Annotated in this window: 25 protein-coding genes; 10 read left to right on the top strand and 15 right to left on the bottom strand. The window is 71.2% G+C overall.

The features are described 5' to 3' along the window. Positions 1-34: 34 nt before the first annotated feature. From OG379_RS15990 to OG379_RS16000, 3 genes are read right to left on the bottom strand one after another with little or no spacing between them, the layout of a single operon-like run. Complete coding sequence (locus OG379_RS15990) at positions 35-1,228, bottom strand: dipeptidase (RefSeq protein WP_405663295.1); 1,194 nt, start codon at positions 1,226-1,228, stop codon at positions 35-37. A gap of 8 nt (positions 1,229-1,236) precedes the next feature. Further along, positions 1,237-1,773, bottom strand: a complete 537-nt coding sequence (gene purE / locus OG379_RS15995; protein WP_405663297.1) for a 5-(carboxyamino)imidazole ribonucleotide mutase — start codon at positions 1,771-1,773, stop codon at positions 1,237-1,239. Then, positions 1,770-2,921 carry a 5-(carboxyamino)imidazole ribonucleotide synthase gene (locus OG379_RS16000; RefSeq protein WP_405663300.1) on the bottom strand — a complete coding sequence of 384 codons (1,152 nt, stop codon included), beginning with the start codon at positions 2,919-2,921 and terminating at the stop codon, positions 1,770-1,772. The genes purE and OG379_RS16000 overlap by 4 nt, the downstream gene beginning before the upstream one ends. A gap of 175 nt (positions 2,922-3,096) precedes the next feature. Here OG379_RS16000 and OG379_RS16005 point away from each other — a divergent pair, with 175 nt between their 5' ends. Beyond that, complete coding sequence (locus tag OG379_RS16005) at positions 3,097-3,615, top strand: GtrA family protein (RefSeq protein ID WP_401631143.1); 519 nt, start codon at positions 3,097-3,099, stop codon at positions 3,613-3,615. Positions 3,616-3,618: 3 nt separating this feature from the next. Here OG379_RS16005 and OG379_RS16010 read toward each other — a convergent pair whose 3' ends face one another. Next, positions 3,619-4,887 carry an ATP-binding protein gene (locus tag OG379_RS16010; protein ID WP_405663303.1) on the bottom strand — a complete coding sequence of 423 codons (1,269 nt, stop codon included), beginning with the start codon at positions 4,885-4,887 and terminating at the stop codon, positions 3,619-3,621. 14 nt (positions 4,888-4,901) lie between these two features. Further along, positions 4,902-5,579 carry a response regulator transcription factor gene (locus tag OG379_RS16015; protein WP_393766672.1) on the bottom strand — a complete coding sequence of 226 codons (678 nt, stop codon included), beginning with the start codon at positions 5,577-5,579 and terminating at the stop codon, positions 4,902-4,904. A gap of 486 nt (positions 5,580-6,065) precedes the next feature. Here OG379_RS16015 and OG379_RS16020 point away from each other — a divergent pair, with 486 nt between their 5' ends. Further along, positions 6,066-7,556, top strand: coding sequence for an oligopeptide:H+ symporter (locus OG379_RS16020; RefSeq protein ID WP_405663306.1), 1,491 nt, complete (start codon positions 6,066-6,068; stop codon positions 7,554-7,556). A 104-nt stretch (positions 7,557-7,660) separates the two neighbouring features. Here the strand turns inward: OG379_RS16020 and OG379_RS16025 are convergent, their stop codons facing one another. Together OG379_RS16025 and OG379_RS16030 are read right to left on the bottom strand one after the other, a co-directional pair. Beyond that, positions 7,661-8,152: an ATP-binding protein gene (locus OG379_RS16025; RefSeq protein ID WP_405663308.1), complete on the bottom strand. Its 492-nt coding sequence runs from the start codon at positions 8,150-8,152 to the stop codon at positions 7,661-7,663. Positions 8,153-8,350: 198 nt separating this feature from the next. Then, a complete protein-coding gene (locus OG379_RS16030; RefSeq protein ID WP_393766675.1) occupies positions 8,351-8,719 on the bottom strand; it encodes an STAS domain-containing protein in 369 nt (122 codons plus the stop codon). 293 nt (positions 8,720-9,012) lie between these two features. Here OG379_RS16030 and OG379_RS16035 point away from each other — a divergent pair, with 293 nt between their 5' ends. Beyond that, positions 9,013-9,996: an RNA polymerase sigma factor SigF gene (locus tag OG379_RS16035; protein ID WP_405663310.1), complete on the top strand. Its 984-nt coding sequence runs from the start codon at positions 9,013-9,015 to the stop codon at positions 9,994-9,996. Between the two features lie 194 nt (positions 9,997-10,190). Here OG379_RS16035 and hutI read toward each other — a convergent pair whose 3' ends face one another. The 4 genes from hutI to hutU form a co-directional block, all read right to left on the bottom strand. Continuing rightward, positions 10,191-11,372, bottom strand: a complete 1,182-nt coding sequence (gene hutI / locus OG379_RS16040; protein ID WP_405663312.1) for an imidazolonepropionase — start codon at positions 11,370-11,372, stop codon at positions 10,191-10,193. 71 nt (positions 11,373-11,443) lie between these two features. Continuing rightward, on the bottom strand, positions 11,444-12,814 hold the full coding sequence (locus OG379_RS16045; RefSeq protein ID WP_405663314.1) for a formimidoylglutamate deiminase: 1,371 nt from the start codon (positions 12,812-12,814) through the stop codon (positions 11,444-11,446). After that, a complete protein-coding gene (locus OG379_RS16050; protein WP_405668525.1) occupies positions 12,805-14,019 on the bottom strand; it encodes an allantoate amidohydrolase in 1,215 nt (404 codons plus the stop codon). The genes OG379_RS16045 and OG379_RS16050 overlap by 10 nt, the downstream gene beginning before the upstream one ends. Positions 14,020-14,036: 17 nt before the next feature. Continuing rightward, positions 14,037-15,701, bottom strand: a complete 1,665-nt coding sequence (gene hutU / locus OG379_RS16055; RefSeq protein ID WP_405663316.1) for a urocanate hydratase — start codon at positions 15,699-15,701, stop codon at positions 14,037-14,039. A gap of 127 nt (positions 15,702-15,828) precedes the next feature. On the opposite strand from hutU, the gene OG379_RS16060 reads away from it, so the two are divergent. The 5 genes from OG379_RS16060 to OG379_RS16080 all read left to right on the top strand — a co-directional run bounded on the left by OG379_RS16060 (position 15,829) and on the right by OG379_RS16080 (position 19,554). Next, positions 15,829-17,178: an APC family permease gene (locus OG379_RS16060; protein ID WP_405663319.1), complete on the top strand. Its 1,350-nt coding sequence runs from the start codon at positions 15,829-15,831 to the stop codon at positions 17,176-17,178. Positions 17,179-17,367: 189 nt separating this feature from the next. Then, the gene (locus OG379_RS16065) at positions 17,368-17,772 is read left to right on the top strand and encodes a hypothetical protein (protein ID WP_405663322.1); all 405 of its coding nucleotides are present in this window, start codon (positions 17,368-17,370) and stop codon (positions 17,770-17,772) included. After that, positions 17,769-18,575: a winged helix-turn-helix domain-containing protein gene (locus tag OG379_RS16070; protein WP_405663324.1), complete on the top strand. Its 807-nt coding sequence runs from the start codon at positions 17,769-17,771 to the stop codon at positions 18,573-18,575. Before OG379_RS16065 ends, OG379_RS16070 begins: the two co-directional genes overlap by 4 nt. Before the next feature lie 38 nt (positions 18,576-18,613). Further along, positions 18,614-19,081, top strand: a complete 468-nt coding sequence (locus OG379_RS16075) for a roadblock/LC7 domain-containing protein (RefSeq protein ID WP_405663326.1) — start codon at positions 18,614-18,616, stop codon at positions 19,079-19,081. A gap of 98 nt (positions 19,082-19,179) precedes the next feature. Next, positions 19,180-19,554: a hypothetical protein gene (locus OG379_RS16080; protein ID WP_104786472.1), complete on the top strand. Its 375-nt coding sequence runs from the start codon at positions 19,180-19,182 to the stop codon at positions 19,552-19,554. Between the two features lie 8 nt (positions 19,555-19,562). Here the strand turns inward: OG379_RS16080 and OG379_RS16085 are convergent, their stop codons facing one another. Both OG379_RS16085 and OG379_RS16090 read right to left on the bottom strand, forming a co-directional pair. Next, positions 19,563-20,102 (bottom strand): hypothetical protein, encoded by a 540-nt coding sequence (locus OG379_RS16085; protein WP_405668527.1) that lies wholly within the window; start codon positions 20,100-20,102, stop codon positions 19,563-19,565. Positions 20,103-20,261: 159 nt separating this feature from the next. Continuing rightward, positions 20,262-21,110, bottom strand: coding sequence for a MurR/RpiR family transcriptional regulator (locus OG379_RS16090; protein ID WP_393758968.1), 849 nt, complete (start codon positions 21,108-21,110; stop codon positions 20,262-20,264). A 140-nt stretch (positions 21,111-21,250) separates the two neighbouring features. Here OG379_RS16090 and OG379_RS16095 point away from each other — a divergent pair, with 140 nt between their 5' ends. Next, entirely contained in the window at positions 21,251-21,832 is a 582-nt protein-coding gene (locus OG379_RS16095; RefSeq protein ID WP_405663328.1) for a DsbA family protein, read from the top strand. Positions 21,833-21,869: 37 nt separating this feature from the next. Here OG379_RS16095 and OG379_RS16100 read toward each other — a convergent pair whose 3' ends face one another. Beyond that, positions 21,870-22,673 (bottom strand): maleylpyruvate isomerase family mycothiol-dependent enzyme, encoded by an 804-nt coding sequence (locus tag OG379_RS16100; protein WP_405663330.1) that lies wholly within the window; start codon positions 22,671-22,673, stop codon positions 21,870-21,872. Positions 22,674-22,808: 135 nt separating this feature from the next. On the opposite strand from OG379_RS16100, the gene OG379_RS16105 reads away from it, so the two are divergent. Beyond that, complete coding sequence (locus OG379_RS16105; RefSeq protein WP_405663332.1) at positions 22,809-23,228, top strand: hypothetical protein; 420 nt, start codon at positions 22,809-22,811, stop codon at positions 23,226-23,228. A 284-nt stretch (positions 23,229-23,512) separates the two neighbouring features. Here OG379_RS16105 and OG379_RS16110 read toward each other — a convergent pair whose 3' ends face one another. Beyond that, positions 23,513-24,916, bottom strand: a complete 1,404-nt coding sequence (locus OG379_RS16110; RefSeq protein ID WP_393758960.1) for a cystathionine beta-synthase — start codon at positions 24,914-24,916, stop codon at positions 23,513-23,515. Positions 24,917-24,918: the final 2 nt, after the last annotated feature.

Here is a 24,918-nt window from a genome sequence, read left to right on the forward strand (position 1 = left end):
TGGGCCGCCGCCTCCTCGCATCGGTCGCGCGCGGTCAGCGGGCGGGGCCGTCCAGCTCGTCGATCGTCGCGTGGGACGGGCCGACGCGGGTGATCAGATCGCGGGACACCGCCTCCGCGTCGCGCAGGACCCGCACCGCGTTCTGCCACGTCAGCTTGGCCACGTCGGTGTCCGACCAGCCGCGCGTCAGCAGCTCGGCGATCAGATACGGGTAGCCCGACACGTCCTCCAGCTGCAGCGGGAGGAACGCCGTGCCGTCGTAGTCGCCGCCGATGCCGATGTGGTCGATCCCGGCGATCTCGCGCATGTGGTCGAGATGGTCGGCGATCGTCGCCACGGTGGCCATCGGGCGCGGGTTGAGCGCTTCGAAGTCCGCGTGGATCCGCATGGCGGCCGGCGTGGTGTCCAGGTGGTGCAGGCCGTGCTCCCGCATGTTGCGGTCGGCGGCGAGCGTCCACTCGACGGCCGACGGCAGGACGAACTTCGGTACGAAGGTCGCCATGGCCACGCCGCCGTTGGCCGCGAGCATCCGCAGCACGTCGTCGGGGATGTTGCGCGGGTGGTCGCAGACCGCCCGGGCGGAGGAGTGCGAGAAGATCACCGGCGCGACGGAGGTGGCGAGCGCGTCGCGCATCGTGGTGGCCGCCACATGGGAGAGGTCGACCAGCATCCCGACGCGGTTCATCTCGCGTACGACCTCACGGCCGAACTCCGACAGGCCGCCGACGCGCGGGGAGTCGGTCGCCGAGTCCGCCCAGTCGGTGTTGTCGTTGTGCGTGAGCGTCATGTAGCGGACGCCGAGTGTGTGCAGCGCACGCAGGGTGGCCAGCGAGTTGTTGATGGAGTGGCCGCCCTCGGCGCCCATCAGGGAGGCGATACGGCCCTCGGCGCGGGCCTTCTCCATGTCGTCCGCGGTCAGGGCGCGCCGCAGGTCGTCCGGGTAGCGGGCCAGCATCTCGCCGACCACGTCGATCTGTTCCAGCGTGGCGCTGACCGCGTCGTCGCCGGCCAGGCGGGGCGGGACGTAGACGGACCAGAACTGCGCGCCGACGCCGCCGGCCCGCAGCCGCGGGATGTCGGTGTGCAGCGTGCCGGTCTGGTCCTGGGAGATGTCACGGGCGTCGAGGTCGTAGCCGGCCTGCTCGCGCAGGGCCCAGGGGAGGTCGTTGTGGCCGTCGACGACGGGGTGGTCGGCGAGGAGCAGCCGGGCGCGGTCCAGGTTGTCCATCGGGTGACCTACTTCCCGAAGCCGAAGGAGTCGGCGCCCTGGGTCTTGGCGCGGAGCCGCTTGCCCTTCTCCGTGGCCTGCTCCTTGAGCTCCTGCTGGAAGTCCTTCATCCGCTCCAGCAGCGCGCTGTCGTGGGCGGCGAGGATACGGGCGGCCAGCAGACCCGCGTTACGGGCGCCGCCGACGGAGACCGTGGCGACGGGGACCCCGGCCGGCATCTGGACGATGGACAGCAGGCTGTCCATGCCGTCGAGGTACTTCAGCGGGACCGGCACGCCGATCACGGGCAGCGGGGTGACGGAGGCGAGCATCCCGGGCAGGTGGGCCGCTCCGCCCGCCCCCGCGATGATGGCCTTGAGACCGCGGTCCGCGGCCCTCTCGCCGTACGCGATCATCTCGTGCGGCATGCGGTGGGCGGAGACGACGTCGACCTCGTAGGGGATCTCGAACTCGCCGAGGGCCTTGGCGGCCCCTTCCATCACGGGCCAGTCGGAGTCCGAGCCCATGACGATGCCGACGACGGGGGCGGAGCCTGGTGCGGTCATTCGGTGATCGTTCCTCGCAGGTAGTCGGCCGCGTGCCGGGCGCGCTCCCGCACGTCCGCCAGATCGTCGCCGTAGGTGTTGACGTGGCCCACCTTGCGGCCGGGCTTCACGTCCTTGCCGTACATGTGGATCTTGAGCTGCGGGTCTCGGGCCATGCAGTGCAGATACGCCTGGTACATGTCCGGGTAGTCGCCCCCGAGGACGTTGCACATGACCGTCCAGGTGGCGCGCGGACGGGGGTCACCGAGCGGGAGGTCCAGGACCGCCCGCACATGGTTGGCGAACTGCGAGGTGACCGCGCCGTCCTGGGTCCAGTGCCCGGAGTTGTGCGGGCGCATCGCGAGCTCGTTCACGAGGATCCCGGGGGTCCCGTCGTCGCTGCGCGTCTCGAAGAGCTCGACCGCGAGGTGGCCGACCACGCCCAGCTCGGCGGCGATCCGCAGGGCGAGCTGCTGGGCCTCGCCGGCGAGGCGCTCGTCCAGGTCGGGCGCCGGGGCGATGACGGTGTCGCAGACCCCGTCGACCTGGATGGACTCGACGACCGGGTAGGCGACGGCCTGGCCGTGCGGCGAGCGGACGATGTTGGCCGCCAGCTCCCGCACGAAGTCGACCTTCTCCTCCGCGAGGACGGGGACGCCGGCCCGGAAGGGCTCGGCGGCGTCCGCCTCGGAGCGGACCACCCAGACGCCCTTGCCGTCGTATCCGCCGCGGACCGTCTTGAGGATGACGGGGAAGCCCCCCACCTCCTCGGCGAAGGCGGCGGCGTCCGCCGCGTCAGCGACGATGCGGTGGCGGGGGCAGGGCGCGCCGATCTCGGTGAGCTTCGCGCGCATCACCCCCTTGTCCTGGGCGTGCACCAGAGCCTCGGGGCCGGGGCGTACGGGAATGCCGTCCGCCTCCAGGGCCCGCAGGTGCTCGGTCGGCACGTGCTCGTGGTCGAAGGTGATCACGTCACAGCCGCGCGCGAAGGCGCGCAGCGTCTCCAGGTCGCGGTAGTCGCCGACGACGACCTCTCCCACCACCTGGGCGGCAGAGTCCTGGGGCGTGTCACTGAGGAGCTTGAATTTCAGGCCGAGGGGGATGCCCGCCTCGTGGGTCATACGGGCGAGCTGACCGCCGCCGACCATGCCGACTACAGGGAACGTCACCTGTCCAGGGTATCGGGCCGCGCGAGGGCTCCCCCCACCGTCTCCGGCACCGCCCCCGCACCGGCGGGAAGGAGGCCTCGTCACGCGGGCGAGGCCGGCTCACGGGCATCACACGGGAGGGCTGGTTAGCATGGCCGGGTTGACGAAACCGACCGGACGGGGCTGAGCGATCACCATGAGCGAACGGGGCGCACTGCGGACCCGGCTTGATCTGCTGGCCCGGGAGGTCGCCAAGTTCGGCGCGGTCGGCGCACTCGGGCTGGTCGTCAATATCGTCGTCTCGAACCTGATCTGGCGCACCACGGACTTCCCGGTGGTGCGGGCCGGTCTGATGGGGACCGTCGTCGCCATCCTCTTCAACTACGTCGGCTTCCGTTACTGGACCTACCGGGACCGCGACAAGACCGGGCGCACCCGGGAACTGATGCTGTTCCTGCTCTTCAGCGCCGTCGGCGCGGTGATCGAGACGGGCGTGCTCTACCTGGCGACGTACGGCTTCGGCTGGAACAGCCCGGTCCAGAGCAATGTCTTCAAGATCGTCGGCATCGGGGTCGCCACGCTGTTCCGCTTCTGGTCCTACCGCACCTGGGTGTTCCGGGCGCTGCCCGCCAAGGAGGCCGTGCTCAACGCGGAACGATTTCTGGAGCAGCGGCGGCCCTCCGACGAGGTGACACCGGGCCCTGTGCCCCGCTGACGCTCAGCGCACCGGGCGTACGGGCTCCTTGCGGCTCGGCGCGACCCGGCTGAGAAAGAGGGCGAAGACCGGGGGCTGCTGCTGGAGCAGTTCGAGCCGGCCGCCGTCGGCCTCGGCGAGGTCCCGGGCCACGGCCAGGCCGATCCCGGTGGAGTTGCGGCCGCTGATGGTGCGCTCGAAGATCCGCGCCCCCAGATCGGCGGGGACGCCGGGTCCCTCGTCCGTGACCTCGACGACGACCTGGTTGCCGGTGACACGGGTACGCAGCGCGACCGTGCCGCCACCGTGCATCAACGAGTTCTCGATCAGGGCGGCGAGCACCTGGGCGACGGCGCCCGGGGTACCGACCGCCTCCAGACCGTGCTTGCCCGAGCAGACGACCGCCCGGCCGGCGCTGCGGTAGGCCGGGCGCCATTCCTCGATCTGCTGCTTGACGACCTCGTCGAGGTCGAAGACGACGGCGGAGCCCGTGCGCGGGTCCCGGGCGTTGGTCAGCAGCCGCTGCACCACGTCGGTGAGCCGCTCGACCTGGGTGAGCGCGATGTTCGCCTCCTCCTTCACCGTGTCCGGGTCGTCGGTGACTGAGATCTCCTCGATCCGCATGGAGAGGGCGGTCAGGGGCGTACGGAGCTGGTGCGAGGCGTCCGCGGCCAGGCGCCGCTCCGCGGTCAACATCCGGGCGATCCGCTCCGCGGAGGAGTCCAGGACGTCGGCGACCCGGTCCAGCTCCGTCACCCCGTACCGCTTGTGGCGGGGCCGGGGGTCCCCCGATCCGAGGCGCTCGGCCGTCTCGGCGAGGTCGGTGAGCGGGGAGGTGAGCCGGTCGGCCTGGCGTACGGCCAGGAGTACGGCGGAGATGATGGCGAGCAGTGCCACAGCTCCGATGATCAGCAGGGTCCGGCCGACCTCACGGGTCACGGCCGAGCGGTCCTCCTCGACGGTGACCTTCTCGCCCTGCTCCCCCGTCTCCGTGCTGCGGATGGCGTTGCCGTCCGTGGGGCGCTCGCCGACCTCGATGGCGGCGCGCCCGGGGATCTCGACGCGGGCGTAGCGGCTGGGGTCCACCTGCTCGGCGAGGACCTGGGGGGTGATCCGCTCGGCGCCGAGCAGCCGGCTCTCGACGACGCTGATCAGCCGGAACGCCTCGGAGTCGACGCTCTCCTGGGCGCTGTTGCTGATGGTGCGGGTCTCGACGATGACGAGGGAGACGCCGAAGACGGCGATCACGACGAGCACCACGGCGAGCGTGGAGTTGATCAGTCGGCGGCGCATGACTGTTCTGTACGTCAGCTCTTCTCGAACCGGAAGCCGACGCCCCGGACGGTGGCGATGTAGCGCGGATTGGCCGCGTCGTCGCCGAGCTTCTTGCGGAGCCAGGAGATGTGCATGTCGAGGGTCTTCGTGGAGGACCACCAGGTGGTGTCCCAGACCTCACGCATCAGCTGGTCGCGGGTGACGACCCGGCCCGCGTCCCGCACGAGGACGCGGAGCAGGTCGAACTCCTTGGCTGTGAGCTGGAGTTCCTCGTCGCCCATCCAGGCACGGTGGGACTCGACGTCGATCCTGACGCCGTGCGTGGCGGGCTGCGGGGCGGGCTCGCTGGCGCCGCGGCGCAGCAGGGCGCGGACCCGGGCGAGGAGCTCGGCGAGGCGGAAGGGCTTGGTGACGTAGTCGTCGGCGCCGGCGTCCAGACCGACCACCGTGTCGACCTCGTCGGCCCGGGCGGTCAGCACCAGGATCGGCACGGCGTGGCCGTCGGCCCGCAGCCGCCTGGCGACCTCCAGTCCGTCCATCCCGGGCAGCCCCAGGTCGAGGACGACCAGGTCGACGCCTCCCTGGAGTCCGGCGTCGAGTGCGGTCGGACCGTCCTCGCGGACCTCGACCTCGTAACCCTCACGACGCAGGGCGCGGGCCAGTGGCTCCGAGATGGATGCGTCGTCCTCGGCGAGCAGTACACGGGTCATGCAGTGATGGTAGTCCGCGCAGGCCCGCTGGGGTGAGGCGCTGGGCAGGCCCTGCGGGTCAGGGCCACGAATCGGGCATCCTCCTTCGAATATGGGACTGTGGTTCCACGTATACCTGTGATCCATCTCTCAAGTCCTTCCATATCCCCGCGTGTCATGTCGTATGGTGGCTCGACGCCTGTTGCACCACCGAAGGACCTTTGGGCAGCGTTTCGCGCCAAGGGTCTCTTTTGTGTACGGGCCGGTTCCCGCCGGCCCCGACCAGTGAATGACCTGTGGGCCGGGCCCGGAGCGCGAGGACGCGCGCCGGGCGTGGATCCCGGAGCGGTCTGTCCCACGATCCCGTCCCCACACTCCCAGCGGAGCGGTGGCCGGATCGAATCCCCTCGAGGCGTCGGGGGTGGGCGTGTCCGCCCGGTGCCGGCTACCCCCCACCGGGCGCGTACCGCTCACGAGGCGGCGCGTCCCGACCAGCAAGGATCGACCATGGCGTCCAGCCTGACGAAGGACTCGGCCAGTACTTCTGGTTCGGAGAAGACCTTCTTCGGCCACCCCCGCGGCCTGGCCACTCTCTTCATGACGGAGATGTGGGAGCGCTTCAGCTACTACGGCATGCGCGCCCTTCTCCCGCTCTACCTGATCGCTCCCAACGGGCTTCACATGAACCCCGCCACGGCCACGGCGATCTACTCGGTCTACCTGTCGCTGGTGTACCTGCTCACCATGCCCGGCGGCTGGATCGGCGACCGTGTCTGGGGACCCCGCAAGACCGTCGCCATCGCGGGCGGCGTCGTCATGCTCGGCCACCTGGTGCTGGCGCTGCCCGCCGAAGGCACCTTCTTCGCGGGCCTCGGCCTCGTGGCGATCGGCTCCGGCCTACTGAAGGCGAACATCTCGACGATGGTCGGCCACCTCTACGACGGCCCGGACGACCCGCGCCGTGACGGTGGCTTCACGATCTTCTACATGGGCATCAACGTGGGCGCCTTCGCCGCCCCGCTGGTGATCGGCACGGTCGGCGAGAACGTCAACTGGCACCTGGGCTTCGCCCTGGCCGCCGTCGGCATGGGACTCGGTGTCGCCCAGTTCCTGCTCGGCACCCGCCACCTGGACGAGCGCAGCCACGTCGTACCGAAGCCGCTCTCCGCGGACGAGCGCGCCTCCACGCTGCGCAAGTCGATGATCTGGCTGGGCGTCGCCGCCGTCTTCTACATCGGCACGGTCGTCACCGGCGTCTACACGCTGAACTGGCTGCTGGTCCCGATCACGGTCGCCGGTCTCGTCATCCCCGTGGTGGTCCTGGCGCGCATCAAGCGCGACAAGGAGCTCGACCAGGCCGAACAGGCGAAGATGTCCGGCTACATCTGGTTCTTCGTGGCCGCCGCCATCTTCTGGATGATCTACGACCAGGGCGGCTCGACCCTGGCCATCTTCGCCGACTCCTCGGCGGAGAACTCGGTCCTCGGCTGGGACTTCCCGGTCTCCTGGTACCAGTCCGTCAACCCGGTCCTGATCATGGCATTGGCTCCGGTCTTCGCCGCCTTCTGGCTGGCGCTGAACCGGCGGGGCAAGGAGCCAAGCACGATCGTGAAGTTCAGCTCCGGTCTGGTGCTGGTCGGTGCGTCGTTCTTCCTCTTCCTGGCGCCGCTGGCCATCGCGGGCGACGGCCACAAGGCCGCCGCGATGTGGCTGGTCGCGATCTACTTCGTGCAGACCGTCGGCGAGCTGACGCTCTCCCCGGTCGGCCTCTCGGTCACCACGAAGATGGCCCCGGCCAAGTACGCGAGCCAGATGATGGGTGTCTGGTTCCTGGCCGTGACGGCCGGCGACTGCACAACGGGCCTGCTCTCCCTCGCGGGGGTCGAGCTCAACGGCAACGGGGTGGTCGCCCTCCAGGCCGCGCTCGCGGTGCTCGCGGGTGTCGCGATCTTCATGTACCGCGGCAAGGTCAAGGCGCTCATGGGCACCGTCCGCTGACACGGACCCCGCCCGCATGACTCAGGGCCCCGCACCGATCGGATCGGTGCGGGGCCCTGAGTCGTGCGGAGTCGGCGGCGTCACGCGGCCTTGCGCGGGAGCGGCTAGGCCGGAGCGGCGAGCTCCGCCCAGACGGTCTTGCCGGGCTGCTCCGGCGTACGCGTCACGCCCCAGTCCATGCAGAGCCGCTGCACGATGAACATGCCGTGCCCGCCGGGCCGCCCTGCCCGGTGCGGGGTGCGCGGCGCCGGCTGCCCGGCCCCGGTGTCGACGACCTCGACCCGGAGCATCTTGGGCGAGCAGGCGATGCGGAGCTCCTCGGGACCGCCCGCGTGCAGGCAGGCGTTCGTGACGAGCTCGGAGACGACCAGGAGGACGTCTTCGGCCGCCGCCCGGCGGTCGGCCCCCGACGCGGGCAGCCAGCCCCAGTCGTGGAGAGCCTGCCGGGCGAAGTCGCGGGCCATCGGCACGATGCCGGTGGCCTGTCTCAGCGAGAGCGTGCGCCATTGCCGGTCAGCGGGTACGGCAGAGGCGGTGCCCGTGCCGTCCGGCTCGCGGCCCAGGCCGCCCGGCGGATGCTGCCGGGTGGTGCTCATCAGCGCTTCACCTCACCGATTCACCGTGTTGCCATCGAACAGAACTGATCAGATACAGAGTGTGCGGGTTCACGACCCCGCCGAGGTGTCTCCTGCCCGGCCGGATGGTGACAACACCCTTTTCGCCTACGCCGTGAGCGTGACTGGCGCGACAGGCGGGGCTCCCGAGGCCGGGGACTGACATCGGCGGCGCCGCTGTCAGCTGCTCAGAGCGTCTTCGAGCGAGGCGTGGACGGTGAAGACCGCCTCAGCCCCCGTGATCTCGAAGACGCGAGCCACTACGGGCTGCATTCCGGCAAGGTGGACCCCTCCTCCGGCCGCCTCGGCCTTCAGGCGCGCACCGAGCAGCACGTTGAGCCCGGTGGAGTCACAGAAGTCGAGCCCGGAGCAGTCGACCACCAGGCGCGTACGCCCTTGCGTGACCGCGCTCTCCAAGGGTTCCCGAAGCAGATCGGCGGTGTGGTGATCGAGCTCACCCACCGGCGTCACGACCTCGCTCCGCCCCTCGGTCCGGACCTCGACACTCAGTCGCCCCCGGTTCGCACTGCCGACCGTCCCGCGGTCCATTGACTGTCCCTCTTCGCCGTCCGTCACTACCCACGTCCCTGTGTACGCGGCTTCGTCGTGGCTGCCGCCGACGTGCGTGAAACATTACGCGTTTCCCTCGCCACACGGTAGTCGAAGAACTCAACAAACCGGACATACAGGCTGATTTGGCGCTTGTAACTCGTGGCTGGAAACGGGTAAGGGTAGAGGAGACATCTGCACCAGTAATTTCGATCGGCTTCGGAGGCGCCGCTTCACCGCAGGAAGACGTATGGGCATCGGCAGCCATATGCCGAGAACGATGGAGGAGAACCATGTCACCCCGGCTCGACGTATCGCGTACCCACATCGCGACGTCGGCATGTCCTCAGGGACCGACCGATTCCGACTCCGCTGTCGCGAGCGCCGTACCCGGCCCGCGGACCAGCATCAGCACCACCACCGATCCGACCGCCGAGGACCACCTTCCGGGCGAGGAGTTCGAGGGTCTCGAGGGGCTTCCCGAGATCCCGCCCTACGCCGAGGTCGGCGCCCTGGATGCCAGGGCCCTCTCCAAGACGCTCTTCGCGCGGCTCGAAGCCCTCGAGGAGGGCACCCACGAGTACGCGTACGTACGCAACACCCTCGTGGAACTCAACTTGGCCCTGGTCAAGTTCGCCGCCGCCCGGTTCCGCACCCGCAGCGAGCCCATGGAGGACATCGTCCAGGTCGGCACCATCGGCCTGATCAAGGCGATCGACCGCTTCGAGCTCAGCAGGGGCGTCGAATTCCCGACGTTCGCGATGCCCACCATCGTCGGTGAGATCAAGCGCTTCTTCCGTGACACCAGCTGGTCCGTGCGCGTCCCGCGCCGGCTGCAGGAGCTGCGGCTGGACCTCGCCAAGGCGGGCGACGAGCTGGCCCAGAAGCTGGACCGCTCGCCCACGGTCGCCGAACTCGCCGACCGCCTCGGCATCGGCAGGGACGAGGTCGTCGAGGGCATGGCCGCGAGCAACGCGTACACCGCGAGCTCGCTGGACGCCAAGCCCGACGACCAGGCCGACGGCAACGAGGGCGCACTCGCGGACCGCCTCGGCTACGAGGACCACGGCCTGGAGGGCATCGAGTACGTCGAGTCCCTCAAGCCGCTCATCGCCTCGCTCCCGCTGCGCGACCGCACGATCCTCTCCATGCGGTTCGTCTCCAACATGACGCAGTCGGAGATCGGCGAGGAGCTCGGCATCTCGCAGATGCACGTGTCCCGGCTCCTCTCCCGGACCCTGGTCAAGCTCAGGAAGGGCCTGACCGTGGAGGAGTGACCCGACGTCACCCGCACCACCGGTACGTCATTGCGGAAGGACCTGCCCCGGCCGACGGGCGGGTCCTTCCGCATTGTTGACGAAGTGCCACGGACTGGGCCACGTTCGGCAGGGTTCTGGGGGGGGGAACACATGGCTCGTGGGGAGAGCGGTCCTGCTGACCGCGGACAATCGCCTGTGCCACCCCTGGGGTGTCACACCGCCCTCTCGCCGCCCCGCCACACCGCCGCCACCAGGGGGACTCCCGGCCGGTAGGCCAGGTGGACATGGCTCGGCGCGTCCAGCATCACGAGGTCTGCGCGGGCGCCGGGGGTGATGCGGCCGATGTCGGTGCGGCGCAGGGCGGCGGCGCCTCCGGCGGTGGCGGACCAGACCGCTTCGTCGGGGGTCATGCCCATGTCCCGTACGGCGAGGGCGATGCAGAACGGCATGGAGGAGGTGAACGAGGAGCCCGGGTTGCAGTCCGTGGACAGGGCGACCGTGGCGCCCGCCCCGAGGATGCGGCGGGCGTCGGGCCAGGCCGCGCGGGTGGAGAACTCGGCGCCGGGGAGCAGGGTGGCGACGGTGGAGCCCTGGCCGAGCGCGTCGAGGTCGGCGTCGTCGAGGTGGGTGCAGTGGTCGGCGGACGCCGCGTCCAGTTCGACGGCGAGCCGGACCCCGGGGCCGTGGCCGAGCTGGTTGGCGTGGACGCGGGGGTGGAGGCCCCTGGCCTTCCCCGCGGTGAGGATCGTGCGCGCCTGGTCCTCGTCGAAGGCACCACGCTCGCAGAAGACGTCGATCCAACGGGCGTACGGAGCGCAGGCGTCCAGCATCGGGCCGGTGACGAGGCCGACGTAACCGTCGGGGTCGTCGGCGTAGTCGGGGGACACGATGTGGGCGCCGAGGAAGGTGACCTCGTCGGTGTGACGGGCGGCGATGCGCAGGGCACGTGCCTCGTCCTCGACGGTGAGGCCGTAGCCGGACTTGGTCTCGAAGGTGGTGGTGCCCTGCCGGAGCGCCTCCGCGAGGTAGCGCGCGACGTTGTCCGAGAGCTCCTCGTCGGTGGCGGCGCGGGTGGCGGCCACGGTGGTGCGGATGCCGCCCGCGGAGTAGGGGCGGCCGGACATACGGGCGTTGAACTCGGCGGTGCGGTCGCCGGCGAACACCAGGTGGGAGTGGGAGTCGACGAAGCCGGGGATCACGGCGCGGCCGCCCGCGTCGACGGCGTTGTCGGTGGCGGGTGCTTTGCTGGATTCACCGGTCCAGACGATGCGGTCGCCGTCGATGACGACGGCCGCGTCCCGGATCAGGCCCAGGGGGGTTCCGTCACCGAGGGAGGGGTCGTTGGTGACCAGATTCGCGATGTGGGTGATGGCGGTCGTCGGGGTGGTCGTCATCCGGGCACAGCTCTCTTTCGGCTCGGGCCCGGTTCGGGCCCGGGTTAACGGTGCGGGGCTCGGCCGGGCTCTCAGGCGTACAGGGCGGCGACGGCCGAGGCGAGCGCTCCGGGCACGTCGTCGATCCGTGTGTGCCGGCCGTCCCGGACGATGTGCCGGCCCGCCACCACGGTGTGCCGCACATCGGCGGCGGTCGCGGCGAATACGGCTGCTTCGGCTGCCAGCCGGGGCACCGGCCCCGCTGTCCTGACGGAGTCCAGCGCCACGGTGGCGAGGTCGGCGGGCGCGCCCGGTTCGAGCACCCCCGCGTCCGGGCGGCCGAGCGCGGCGTGGCCCTCGGCGGAAGCCGCCCTGAGCAGCGCTGCCGCCGTCCAGTGGCCCCGGACATGGGTGCGCAGGCGTTCGTTGAGCTCCATCGCCCGTGCCTCCTCGAAGAGGTCGATCACGGCGTGGCTGTCACTGCCCAGCGAGAGGGGGGAGCCCGCGCCCTGGAGGGCGGTGGCCGGGCCGATGCCGTCGGCGAGGTCGCGTTCGGTCGTGGGGCACATGCAGGTGCCCGTCCGGGAGGAGCCCAGCAGCTCGATGTCCTCGGCCGTGAGGTGCGTGTTGTGGATGCCGGTGGTGTGCGGACCGAGGACCCCGTGGTCGGCGAGGAGCCGGGTGGGGGTGCGGCGATGGGCGGCGAGGCAGGCGTCGTTCTCCGCGGTCTGCTCGGAGAGGTGGACGTGGAGCGGGGCCGCCCGCTCCTGCGCCCACTGCGCGACGGTGGACAGCTGCCCGGCCGGGACGGCGCGCACGGAGTGGATCGCGGCGCCGATCACCACCAGGTCGTCGTCACCCTTGAGGAGGGAGGCACGCTCGGCCCAGGCGTCGGCGGTGGTGTCGGAGAAGCGCAGCTGGTGCCGGCTCGGCTTCTCCCCGAAGCCGGCGGCCAGATAGGCGGTGTCGAGCAGGGTGATGCGGATTCCGGCTTCGGCCGCCGCCGCGATGAGCGCCTCGCCCATGGCGTTCGGATTGTCGTAGGGCGTGCCTCCGGGCGTGTGGTGCACATAGTGGAATTCACCCACGGCGGTGATCCCGGCCAGCGCCATCTCGGCGTACGTGGCACGGGCCAGGTCGTAGTAGGTGTCCGGGGTGAGGCGCGAGGCCGTGCGGTACATCAGCTCGCGCCAGGTCCAGAAGGTGCCGGACCCCACCTGGACGGTGGAGCGCAGCGCGCGGTGGAAGGCGTGCGAGTGGGTGTTGGCCAGTCCCGGGACGGTCAGCCCGTCGAGCACGACGGCGCCGGGCGGTGGTGTGTCGATGCCCGTCCGGACGCCGGCGACGCGCCCGTCGGCGACGTCCAGGAGGACGCCCGGCTCGACATGGGTGGAGAGCCAGGCGTGCGACATCCAGTACGTCGCGGTGACCGGTGTGCCCGTCGGTTGCGTTGTCAGCTGCACGCGAGACCTTCCAGTACGTCGGCGAGTGCCCTCACCCCGGCCACGCAGTCGTCCTCGGCGGCGTGCTCGGCAGGTGAGTGCGAGATCCCGGTGGGGTTCCTTACGAACAGCATGGCGGTCGGCACGGAAGCGGACAAAATACCCGCGTCGTGTCCCGCCCCCGTACCGAGCACGGGGACGGTGCGGCCGCCGCCGTCCGGGCCGCGCTTCTCCAGCACCCGGCCGATCTCGTCCCGGAGCGCGTGCTGGAAGTCCACCACCGGCGTGAACGACTCGCGTACGACGTCGAGATCGATCCCGGCCCGCTCGGCGTGCTCCCGCGCGGCCCGCTCGACGCCGTTCACGACGGCGTCGAGAGTGGCCTGGTCGGCGGCGCGCGAGTCGAGCCAGCCCCGCACGAGGGAGGGGATCGCGTTGACCCCGTTCGGCTCGACGGCGATCTTGCCGAAGGTCGCGAGACCTCCGGCGAGCTCGGCCTCGCGCCGGGCCGCGAGCACGGTCTCGGCGTACGTGAGCATCGGGTCGCGCCGGTCGGCGAGGCGTGTCGTGCCGGCGTGGTTGGCCTCGCCCCGGAAGTCGAACCGCCAGCGGCCGTGCGGCCAGATGGCCGAGGCGATCCCGACCGGGTCCCCGCTCAGGTCCAGGGCGCGCCCCTGCTCCACGTGGAGCTCCACGAACGCACCGATCCGGGCGAGCCGTTCGGGGTCGGGCCCGATGGCGTCGGGGTCGTGGCCCGCGGCCTCCATGGCCTGCGGGAGCGAGACGCCGTCCCCGTCACGGAGCCGGTGCGCGTGCTCGACGGTCAGCTGTCCGGCGGCGAGCCGGGAGCCGACGCAGGCCAGCCCGAAGCGGGCCCCCTCCTCGTCACCGAAGTTGGTGATGGCGAAGGGCCTGGTGAACACCGCTCCCCTGCGGCGGAGTTCGTCCAGGGCGGCGAAGGAGGACACCACACCGAGGGGGCCGTCGAACGCGCCTCCGTCGGGCACGGAGTCGAGGTGGGACCCGGTGACGACGGCGTCCCCGGCGAGCGGATCGCCGAGCCAGGCCCACTGGTTGCCGTTGCGGTCGATCTCGTGGTCGAGGCCGCGCGCCTCGGCCTGCGCCTGGAACCACAGGCGGCACTCGGCGTCCGCGCCGGTCCAGGCGTAGCGGCGGTATCCGCCGGAGGCGTCGCTGCGGCCGATGGGCAGCAGCGAGCGCCACATGGCGTGGAAGGTGTCGCTCACGCGGTGCCTTCCTCCCGCATCGGGATGCGCACGCCGCGCTCGTCCGCCACCGTCTCCGCGATGTCGTAGCCCGCGTCCACGTGCCGGATGACGCCCATGCCGGGGTCGTTGGTGAGGACGCGGCGGATCTTCTCGCCGGCCAGCTTCGTGCCGTCGGCGACCGAGACCTGGCCCGCGTGGAGGGAGCGGCCCATGCCGACGCCGCCGCCGTGGTGGATGGAGACCCAGGAGGCGCCGGAGGCGACGTTCACCATGGCGTTCAGGAGCGGCCAGTCGGCGATCGCGTCGGAGCCGTCGAGCATGGCTTCCGTCTCGCGGTACGGGGATGCCACCGAACCGCAGTCCAGGTGGTCGCGGCCGATCGCGAGCGGGGCGGCGAGGGTGCCGTTGCCGACCATGTCGTTGAACATGTCGCCCGCCTTGTCGCGCTCGCCCTGGCCGAGCCAGCAGATGCGCGCGGGCAGGCCCTGGAAGTGGACCCGCTCCCCGGCCATCCGGATCCAGCGGTGCAGCGACTCGTTCTCCGGGAAGAGGTCCAGGAGCGCCTTGTCGGTCTTGTGGATGTCCGAGGCCTCGCCCGAGAGTGCGGCCCATCGGAAGGGGCCCTTGCCCTCGCAGAAGAGCGGCCGGATGTAGGCGGGCACGAAGCCGGGGAAGTCGAACGCGCGCGTGTAACCGGCGAGCTGGGCCTCGCCCCGGATCGAGTTGCCGTAGTCGAAGACCTCCGCGCCCGCGTCCATGAAGCCCACCATGGCCTCGACGTGCTTGGCCATCGAGTCACGCGCGCGGGTGGTGAAGCCCGCCGGGTCCTTCGCCGCGTACGAGGCCATGTCGTCGAGGTCGACGCCGACGGGGAGGTACGCGAGCGGGTCGTGGGCCGAGGTCTGGTCGGTCACGATGTCGATGGGGGCGCCCTCGGCGAGCATGCGCGGAAGGAGCTCCGCCGCGTTTCCGAGCAGGCCGATGGAGAGCGGACGACGGGCGTCGCGTGCCTCCACCGCCAGCTGGAGGGCGTGCTCCAGGGAGTCGGCCCTCACGTCCAGGTACTTGTGCTCGATGCGGCGCTCGATGGCGCGCGGGTCGACGTCGATACAGATGGCGACGCCGTCGTTCATCGTCACCGCGAGGGGCTGGGCGCCGCCCATGCCGCCGAGACCGGCGGTGAGGGTGATCGTGCCGGCCAGGGTGCCGCCGAACTTCTTCGCGGCGACCGCCGCGAACGTCTCGTAGGTGCCCTGGAGGATGCCCTGCGTCCCGATGTAGATCCAGGACCCGGCGGTCATCTGCCCGTACATGGTGAGCCCGAGGGCCTCCAGACGGCGGAACTCCTCCCAGTTGGCCCAGTCGCCGACCAGGTTGGAGTTGGCGATCAGGACGCGCGGCGCCCATTCGTGGGTCTGCATGACACCGACCGGCCGCCCGGACTGGACGAGCATCGTCTCGTCCTGCTTGAGCGTCCGCAGCGTACGGACCATGGCGTCGAAGGACCGCCAGTCGCGGGCCGCCTTGCCCGTGCCGCCGTAGACGACGAGCTTGTCGGGGTGTTCGGCGACCTCGGGGTCGAGGTTGTTCTGCAGCATGCGGAGGGCGGCTTCCTGCTGCCATCCCAGGGCGCTCAGTTCCGTACCGCGCGGTGCCCGTACGGGGCGGGGTCCTGACATGGCGATGCCTCCTCGCGAATGTGACTCTCTTATTCACATCCTGGCCGTCTGAATACTCCTAGTCAACAGGTGAGACCCCCGCCTCCGCCGGGCAAGCCTGAATTCATCACTCTCCCGGGGAGGCTCCGTGCCCGCATCGCAGCCCACGACATCAGCCGGCGAGCCCGCCCTCAAGCGGGCCATCGGCCCCAAGCTCCTCATCCTGTTCGTCATCGGCGACATCCTCGGCACCGGCATCTACGCCACCACCGGCAAGGTGGCGGGCAAGGTCGGCGGGGCGCTCTGGCTGCCGTTCCTGATCGGTTTCGTGGTCGCGCTGCTCACGGCGGCCTCGTACGTCGAGCTCGTCGGCAAGTACCCCAAGGCCGCCGGTGCCGCGCTCTACACCCAGAAGGCGTTCAAGGTCCCTTTCCTGACCTTCATCGTCGCCTTCATGGTCATGTGCTCGGGCCTGTCCTCCGCCAGCGCCGCGGCACGCGCCTTCAGCGGTGACTACCTCGGTGAGTTCACCGACGCCCTGCCGCCCACGCTCATCGCGATCCTCTTCATCCTCGCCCTCGCGGCGATCAATCTGCGGGGCGTCGCCGAGTCGGTGAAGGCGAACGTCGTCCTGACGCTCGTCGAGCTCAGCGGGCTCGTGGTGATTCTCGCGATCGGCGCCTACGCCGTGTTCGCCGGCGACGGCGAACCCTCCCGGCTCACCGACCTGGAGACGGGCGGCACGGGATACGCCCTGATCACCGGTGTCCTCGGCGCGACCGCACTCGGCTTCTTCGCCTTCGTCGGCTTCGAGGACTCGGTGAACATGGCCGAGGAGACCCAGAACCCGGCCCGGAACTTCCCGCGTGCCATCTTCATCGGCGTCGCGGTGACCGGCACCATCTACGTCCTGGTCGCCCTGATCTCGTCCCTGCTCGTCGACTCCCGCACGCTGGAGGGGTCCAGCGGCCCGCTCCTCGAAGTGGTGAAGGCGGGCGGCGTCGCCTTCCCGCCCAAACTCTTCGCGCTCATCGCCCTGTTCGCGGTCACCAACTCGGCACTGATCAACATCATGATGGCCTCACGGCTCTGCTACGGCATGGCCAACGAACGCATCCTGCCCCCCGCGATGGGCAAGGTTCTCGCCAAGCGCCGCACCCCCTGGGTCGGCATCCTCTTCGTGACCGTGCTCGCCGTCGGACTCGTCTCCACCGGCGAGATCGAGGGCCTCGGCGACACCACGTCCTTCCTGCTCCTCTGCGTCTTCGCCGTCGTCAACATCTCCGTGCTGGTCCTGCGCAAGGACCGCGTGGACCACCGCCACTTCCGTACGCCGACGGTGCTGCCCGTACTGGGGGCGATCACCTCCCTGATCCTGGCAAGCCCGTTGGCCGACAGGGCCGCCGACGTCTACATCCGGGCCGGGATCCTCCTCCTGATCGGAATCGGTCTCTGGGCGGTCAACAAGGCGGTGATGTCGGCCCGCGAGAAGGCCTGACGACGGACGGAGAGAGACCGGATCCGCCACGGAACGACAGCCGGCCGGACACATTCCGGCCGGCTGTCCCGCGTCCATTACACGGCCCGCCGCATGTACCCGTGGAAAATGCCAGAACTCCCACCAGCCGCACACACGTTGCGTAGCCTCTCCATTACATCCGTACGCCACGTCGGGAGGGAGTTCGCGTTGCCCGGGATCGACGAGTGCCTGATCGAAGTCATGAGGCTGCCCGGTGCCCGGGGTGCCGCGGTGGTCGACTGGACGAGCGGTCTCGCGCTCGGCACCATCGGCGAGTCGCCCAACGGCGACCACGAGGCAACGGCCGCCGAGACGGCCGAGGTGGCGAGGATGGCCGCCGAACAGCCGGTATTCGCCCAGCCGGAGGCGCCCACCGGCTTACCGGGGCCGCCCGCCCCCGCCGTCGAGGACGTCATCGTCACCACCGCCCCCGGCTACCACATCCTCCGTTTCGTCGAGACGGCCTTCGACAGCAGCGTCTTCCTCCACCTCTGGCTGGACCGCGCGGAGGGCAACCTCGCCCTGGCGCGCATAAGGCTCGGCGAGATAGCGGAGCGGCTGGTCCTGGCATGAGACCCACCGCCACCGTCCGGCCCGGCGCAGCCGAACGGGCCGCGCCCTCCCCGATGCTGCAGCGGCTCGAGGCGGAGCGCGCCACCGGCGCGCTGATGCGCGACCGCGGCACCCTCTACCTCGCCGACGGTCAGGTCGTCCACGCGGAGAGCCCCGCGACCCCCGGTATCGACGTCCTGCTCACCACGGGCGGGGCCCTGCGCTCCGAGGGCTGGTGGGACGCGGTCGCCCAGGCGGGTGCCGGACAGCGGGTCGGCCGCTACCTCGTGGACAGCGGCAAGGTCCCCGGCGGCGCGCTGGAGCTCTGCCATCTGGGCGCCCTGTACGACGCGGCGTTCTTCGCCCTGGCCCCCACGCACACGCCCGCCCGCTTCCGCTACGGCGTCTCCCACTGGATCGGCCCCGTCCGCCCCGTGCCCGTGCACGCCGTGCAGCGCGAGACGCTCCGGCGCCGGGAACTCCTGGACCGGATCTGGCCGGACGCGCTCACCGACAGCGCGCCGCTCTCCCCCACGGCCCATCCCGTGGACGCCCCGGTCCCGCCACGCCAGCGCCGTGTCCTCGCCCTGGTGAACGGCGAGCGCACGGCCTCGGACATCGCCCAGGAGCTGGGCCGTTCCGCCTTCCACATCCTGGTCGACCTGCGCCGGCTCGCGGCCGCCGGACTGGTCGAAGCGGTCCGCCCCGCCGCAGAGGGCTCCGCACCGGCGTCCGGGCCCGGCCGCATCACGCTGCCCGAGGTCACGAACGACCCCGACGTCGCCCTGTTGCGCCGGCTCAGAGACGCATTGGAGGCCTTGTGATACGCGCGCGCAGACAGCGTGCCGGGAGGAGACAGCTGATGGTGCCCGAGGCAGAGGTGCAGGACGTCCTCGACGAGCTCCAGCGGTTACGCGCCCGGGTGCCCCTCCTGACCGGCGCGCTGGCCGCCAGTACGGACGGTCTGATCCTGGCCCAGGACACCCCTGGCATCGAGGCCGAGGGCGTCGCCGCGCTGACCGCCGCCGCGCTCGGCGTCTCGATCCGGATGACCGACGCCACCGGACGCGGCGGCTTCCGCGAACTCCTGATCCGTGGCGAGAGCGGCTACATCGCCACCTACGCCGCGGGCTCCTCCGCCGTCCTCACCCTGCTGGCCGAGGACCGCATCAACGTCGGCCGTCTCCACCTGGAGGGCCGCCGCGCCGGGGCGCGCATCGGCGAACTGGTCGACGCCTCCCAGGAACGGCCCGGCCGCCCCGTGCCGCCTCCACGGCCGCAGCAGTCGCGGGCCCTGCCCCGCCGCCCCGTCACACCGGACTCCCCGTGACACCCGCCGCGGCCCGTCACGCGCGCGCCACGGATGGACAGCGCACCACCAAGCAACGGACCGGCCACCGGGCCGGCCAGGGAAAGGAAACGAGCACTATGGCCAACACCGAAGCGTCACTGAAGGATGCGATGGCGTCGATCGAGGGGACCCTCGGTGTCGCACTCGTCGACTACACCAGCGGCATGGCCCTGGGCACCCTGGGCGGTGGCAAGGACTTCAACCTGGAGGTCGCCGCGGCCGGCAACACCGACGTGGTCCGGGCGAAGCTCCGGACGATGGAGCACCTGGGCATCAAGGACGAGATCGAGGACATCCTGATCACCCTCGGCACCCAGTACCACCTGATCCGGCTGCTCAAGACCCGTGGCAGCAACGGCCTCTTCCTCTACCTCGTGCTGGACGGCGGCCGGGCCAACCTCGCGATGGCGCGCCACCAGCTGCGGAAGATCGAGGCGGAGCTGGAGGTCTGACCCGGCTCTCACCGGCGGCGACGCCGCGCCCCACCGGGCGCGGCGTCCCCCGCCACGGGTCCGGTCGTCCGGTAGGCCTTCACGCGCCTGCCCGTGGGCCGTCCGCGCTCCACCCAGTCGGTGCGCACCCAGTACAGGACGTCGTCCCGCCGCTCCCGTTGCCCGATCCGTACGGCCTTCAGCCAGAGCCCGGCCCCGGTCCCGGCCATCACGAGCCCGCCCGCCCCGGGCAGCACGTACGCGCTCGCGACCGCCACCACGAACGCACCGGCCGCCCACCAGCGGCAGCCACGCCGCCGGTTCCGTACGGTCACGTCCCGGTCCTGGAGGAAGTCGCTCCGCCCGGCCCGCGTGGCGCCCTTCGCGAGCTCCGCGTACCGCCCGGTGCGCGTGAACGCCACGACGGCCAGGGTCAACAGGAACAGCGCGGCCCCCGCCAGCAGTCCGATCCGCCGGCCGGTGAGCCCCGGGACGAACGCCCCGACGGCCGCCGCCAGCAGCCCCGGCCACCACAACGGCGCGGCGCCGGCTCTCACGATCACGGCCACCCTCGCCAACGACTGCGCTCCGCGCCCCACGTCCGTACCCCTCTCCCGCCGTCCCCTGTGGACCTTCCGGTCGCGGAGATTAGTAGGCACAGATGAGCGACGTCTGAGAATCGGCGGAGCCGGCGGCCCGGAGTTCCGACCGCCCGCCCGGGGCTCCGGCTACTCCACGAACAGCCCCCGCGCGGCGGCCCGCGCGTCGAACTCCTCCAGCCGGGCCTGCGCCTCGGGCAGCCCGTCGCACATGGCCTCCAGCAGCACCCGCCCCAGCAGCATCGGGGCACACGCCGTGTCGAAGGCCAGCCCGGTCCCCACGGCCCCCGGAATCAGCAGATCGCTGTGGGCGGCGACCGGCGCGAACGCCGAGTCGGCCACGGTCACGACGGTCAGCCCGCGCTCCCGGGCGTACGCCAGCGCGTCCACGACCTCGCGCGGGTGCCGGGGCAGCGCGAAGCACATCAGCGCGCTCGCGCCCGCGCGCGCCGCCGCGTCGATGCGGTCGTGCAGCATGCTGCCGCCCTCGTCGAGCACCCGCACATCCGGGTGCACCTTGGCTGCGAAGTACCCGAAACCCCGGGCCTGTGAGGACGCGGCCCGCAGCCCGAGCACGAGCAGCGGCCTCGACCCGGCGAGCAGCCGCCCCGCCCGCTCCACGGGGGCCGGATCGGCGAGCAGTTCGGACAGCTGCCGCAGGTTCTCGATCTCCGCGCGCACCGCCTGCTGGTACTCGTTGAGGCTCTCCTCCACGCCGCCCCCGCCGGCCACCCCCTCCGGCGTGACCTCCCTCAGGTGCTTGCGCAGCGCGGGGTACCCGTCGAAGCCGAGCGCGACGGCGAAGCGGGTGACGGACGGCTGGCTGACCCCGGCCAGTTCGGCGAGCTCCACGCTCGACAGGAACGGGGCGTCGGCCGCCCGCCGCACCATGGAGTGCGCGATCCGCCGCTGCGTGGGCGTGAGCCGCTGCCCCTCGAAGAGCCGCTGCAACCGCGCAGCCGGGCTGCTCCCGCTCATGCTGTCCCCTCCAGAGTTCCGGCGCACCGGTCCGGCACCGAGGAATCCATTCAGCCAGCAAGCGGTCTGAATGTCCATATACAGTCCCGGCCCCGGCCGCTCGCATTGCGGGACCGCTCACCGCTGCCGACCCTGGGATCATGATCCCAGCCAATACGAGAGGGCCGGGCGGCGTCATCGTCCGCTACGGCGACGCCGAGGCCGAGCATGTACTGAGCGTCTACGCCGACCTGCGCTGCCCCTACTGCAAGCGCATGGAACTCGGTCTCGGAGCCGTGATGGAGCGGGCCGCGGACGAGGGCGTATTCGCGGTGGACCACCACTTCGGCACGTTCATCGACGACTCCGCGGGCGGCAGCGGCTCCATGGAGGCGCTGGCCGCGCTGGGAGCCGCCGCGGACGAGGGCCAGAAGCCGTTCATGCACTACCTGCGGGCGCTGTACGCCGATCAGCCCAGCGAGGACGTGGACGCCTTCGCCGACCGGGACAACCTGCTGCGGCTGGCCGACGAGGTCGAGGCACTGCACACCGACGCCTTCCGGCAGAAGGTCCGTGAGCGCACCTACCTGCCCTGGGCGGCGCAGGTGTCGGCCGCCTTCGGGACGAGCGGCGTCCGGTCCACCCCGACGGTGCTGATCGACCGCACCCCGGTCCCGGTCATCAATTCCATGGGGTACGCGGTCACGCCCGAGGCTTTCCTCGCCGAGGTGACCTCGCGCTGAGCGTCCGGCCCGCCCGGACCACGCGCACCGCCCGGGGTCAGAACACGACGCGGGCCGCCGTCAGCGCTTCCCGCGCACCGGGATCGCCCTCCAGCTCCAGGCGGCCGCGCACCGGGCGCCCGGACACATGCCGGGTGAAGTCGACCGCGTCGGCGTGGAGGGTTGCCGCCGGGGCTCCGATGCCCAGCAGACGGCGTCCACCCGCGGGCCCGGTGAGGTCGATCTCCACGGCGGGGCCCGTCCAGGCGAGGGCCAGGTCGAGCACCACCTGGTCCACGATCTCCCGGTCGTGTCCGTCGAGGACCGGCTCGGCCCCGATGGCACCGCAGAGGTCCACCCGGTGCATCCAGGTGTCCCGGGCCACGAGGACGTTGCCGAGATAGTCCATCGAGTCGTCGGGCAGCGCCTTCGCCTCCGGGTAGAGCAGGCTCAGCCTCACCCTGCGGCGGAGCGGTGCGGGCATGCGGCGCAGCGCGATGAGGGCCTGGGGTGCGAAGTGGGCGAGGGCGCCGATCAGTTCACGGCCCGGAACGGCCTTCCTGTCCTCGATCTGGGCCTCGTTGTGCCCGTCCAGCCGGCCGAGGCGCGGATGGGTCCGGGCGGCCCGCCGGATCCGGCGCACGGCGACCCAGGGGCGCGGCACCTCCTCGTACTGGCCGACGGTGTGCGCCAGCATGTCCCGTACGTTCCAGCCGGTACAGACGGTCGGGCGCCGCCAGTCCTCGTCGGAGAGCTCACGGAACGTGGAGAGCGTCGCCCGGAGCTCGGCCTCGTTGACCAGGCGGGCCCGCGTCCCGGACGTCCGGGGGATGGCCCGGGCGGAGGATGTCGTGGTGGCCATGGGCGCGCCTCCCGTCTCCCGTCCTGCGGCAACAACGCTACGCCGACGGGGCACGGCCCGCCCTGTGTGACGGGCCGCCGAAACAGGGGGGCTAACCCCACTGACCCGGGGGCCCCGGGTTCGTACCGTAAACGCATGGAAGCCCGTGACCCTGAGCTCAGGCGAGAGCTCGACGCCACCTTGCAGGCCCACGGCGAGCTGGGGCCCGAGTACGAGTCCGCACTCATCGACTCGTTCCTGGAGAAGGTCGAGGAGCGGCTCGCCGGCACGTACGACCAGCGGACGAGAAGGCAGCTCGCCGAGCAGCAGATGGCGGCCGTCCGGGGCACCACGCAGCCCGCCGGGCCGGCGGGCACCTTCGGGGAACGGTTCGGCTTCGGGGTCGTGTCGCTGGTGCTGGCCATCCCCCTGTCCGCGATCGGCGTCGCGAACGCCGGGATCGACGGGCTCGTCGTGGCGTGGCTGGGCATCTTCGGCGTGAACGCCGTGCACGCCGCCCGCGCGTGGCCGTGGGGCCGGGGGAAGCGCCGGACCTCGTCCGAATGGGACGGCTGAGAGAAGGACGAGGGAAAAGATAATCGCGGGGACCGCCGCACCCCCGGTCGCCCGGGGGGCGGGACGACGGCGGTCCCCGCGAGGGACGCGGTCCCGGGTCAGGGCCGGGTGCCGCGTCCTGGCGACGGTGGAGGTCCGGGAGCCGCTCCGTAGTCCGTGTCGCCGTATGTGGTGCCGGCGGGTTTCCCTGCCGACACCCATTACTGTGCCGGAGCCGTGTTAAGCCGGTGCTGCGTCAACGTGTCGCGCTCGTACCGTTTTCGCGAACCCCGGAAACCCGGGCGCTACGGCTTGGGCGCCGCGTCCTTCGCCAGGAACGCCAGCAGGTCCTGCCTGCTCACGACGCCCTTCGGCTTGCCCTCGACGAGGACGATCGCCGCGTCGGCACCGTCCGCACCGCTGAGCACGGCCATGAGGTCCTCGACGGGCTCCCCCGAGCCGACCTGCGGCAGCGGGGCCGACATGTGCTTCTCCAGGGAGTCGGACAGCGTGGCCCGCTGGGTGAACAGCGCGTCCAGGAGCTCACGCTCCACGACGGAGCCGATGACCTCGGCGGCCATCACGTCCGGGTGTCCCGCGCCCGGCTTCACGATCGGCATCTGGGAGACGCCGTACTCCCGGAGGACTTCGATGGCCTCGCCGACCGTCTCCTCGGGGTGCATGTGGACGAGGGAGGGGAGCGGCCCCTCCTTGAAATCGAGCACCGCGCCGACCCGGGCGGACGGCCCGGCGTCCTCCAGGAAGCCGTAGTCGGCCATCCACTCGTCGTTGAAGATCTTGCTCATGTAGCCGCGGCCGCTGTCCGGCAGCAGGACGACGACCACGTCCTCCGGGCCGAGGCGCTTCGCGACCTCCAGGGCCGCGACGACCGCCATGCCGCAGGAGCCGCCGACGAGCAGGCCCTCCTCCTTGGCGAGGCGGCGGGTCATCTGGAAGGAGTCCTTGTCCGAGACCGCGACGATCTCGTCCGTGACCGTACGGTCGTAGGCGCTCGGCCAGAAGTCCTCACCGACGCCCTCCACGAGGTAGGGGCGCCCCGAGCCGCCGGAGTAGACGGAGCCCTCCGGGTCGGCGCCGACGATCCGCACGCGGTTCTCGCTGATCTCCTTGAGGTAGCGGCCCGTACCGGTGATCGTGCCGCCGGTGCCGACGCCCGCGACGAAGTGGGTGATCCGTCCCTCCGTCTGCTCCCAGAGCTCCGGGCCCGTGGTCTCGTAGTGCGAGCGCGGGTTGTTGGGGTTGGAGTACTGGTCGGGCTTCCAGGCCCCCGGCGTCTCCCTGACCAGGCGGTCGGAGACGTTGTAGTAGGAGTCCGGGTGCTCGGGGTCGACGGCCGTCGGGCAGACGACGACCTCCGCCCCGTAGGCCCGCAGCACGTTGATCTTGTCCGTGGACACCTTGTCCGGGCAGACGAAGACGCACTTGTAGCCCTTCTGCTGGGCGACGATGGCCAGGCCCACGCCCGTGTTGCCGCTGGTCGGCTCCACGATCGTGCCACCGGGCTTCAGCTCACCGCTCTGCTCGGCGGCCTCGATCATGCGCAGCGCGATGCGGTCCTTCACCGATCCGCCGGGATTGAAGTACTCGACCTTGGCCAGGACCGTCGCCTGGATGCCTGCCGACACATTGCGCAGCCTGACGAGCGGGGTGTTGCCGACAAGACTGATCATCGAATCGTGGAATTGCACCG

The organism is Streptomyces sp. NBC_01166 (genome assembly GCF_045039765.1).
Taxonomy (GTDB): Bacteria; Actinomycetota; Actinomycetes; order Streptomycetales; family Streptomycetaceae; genus Streptomyces.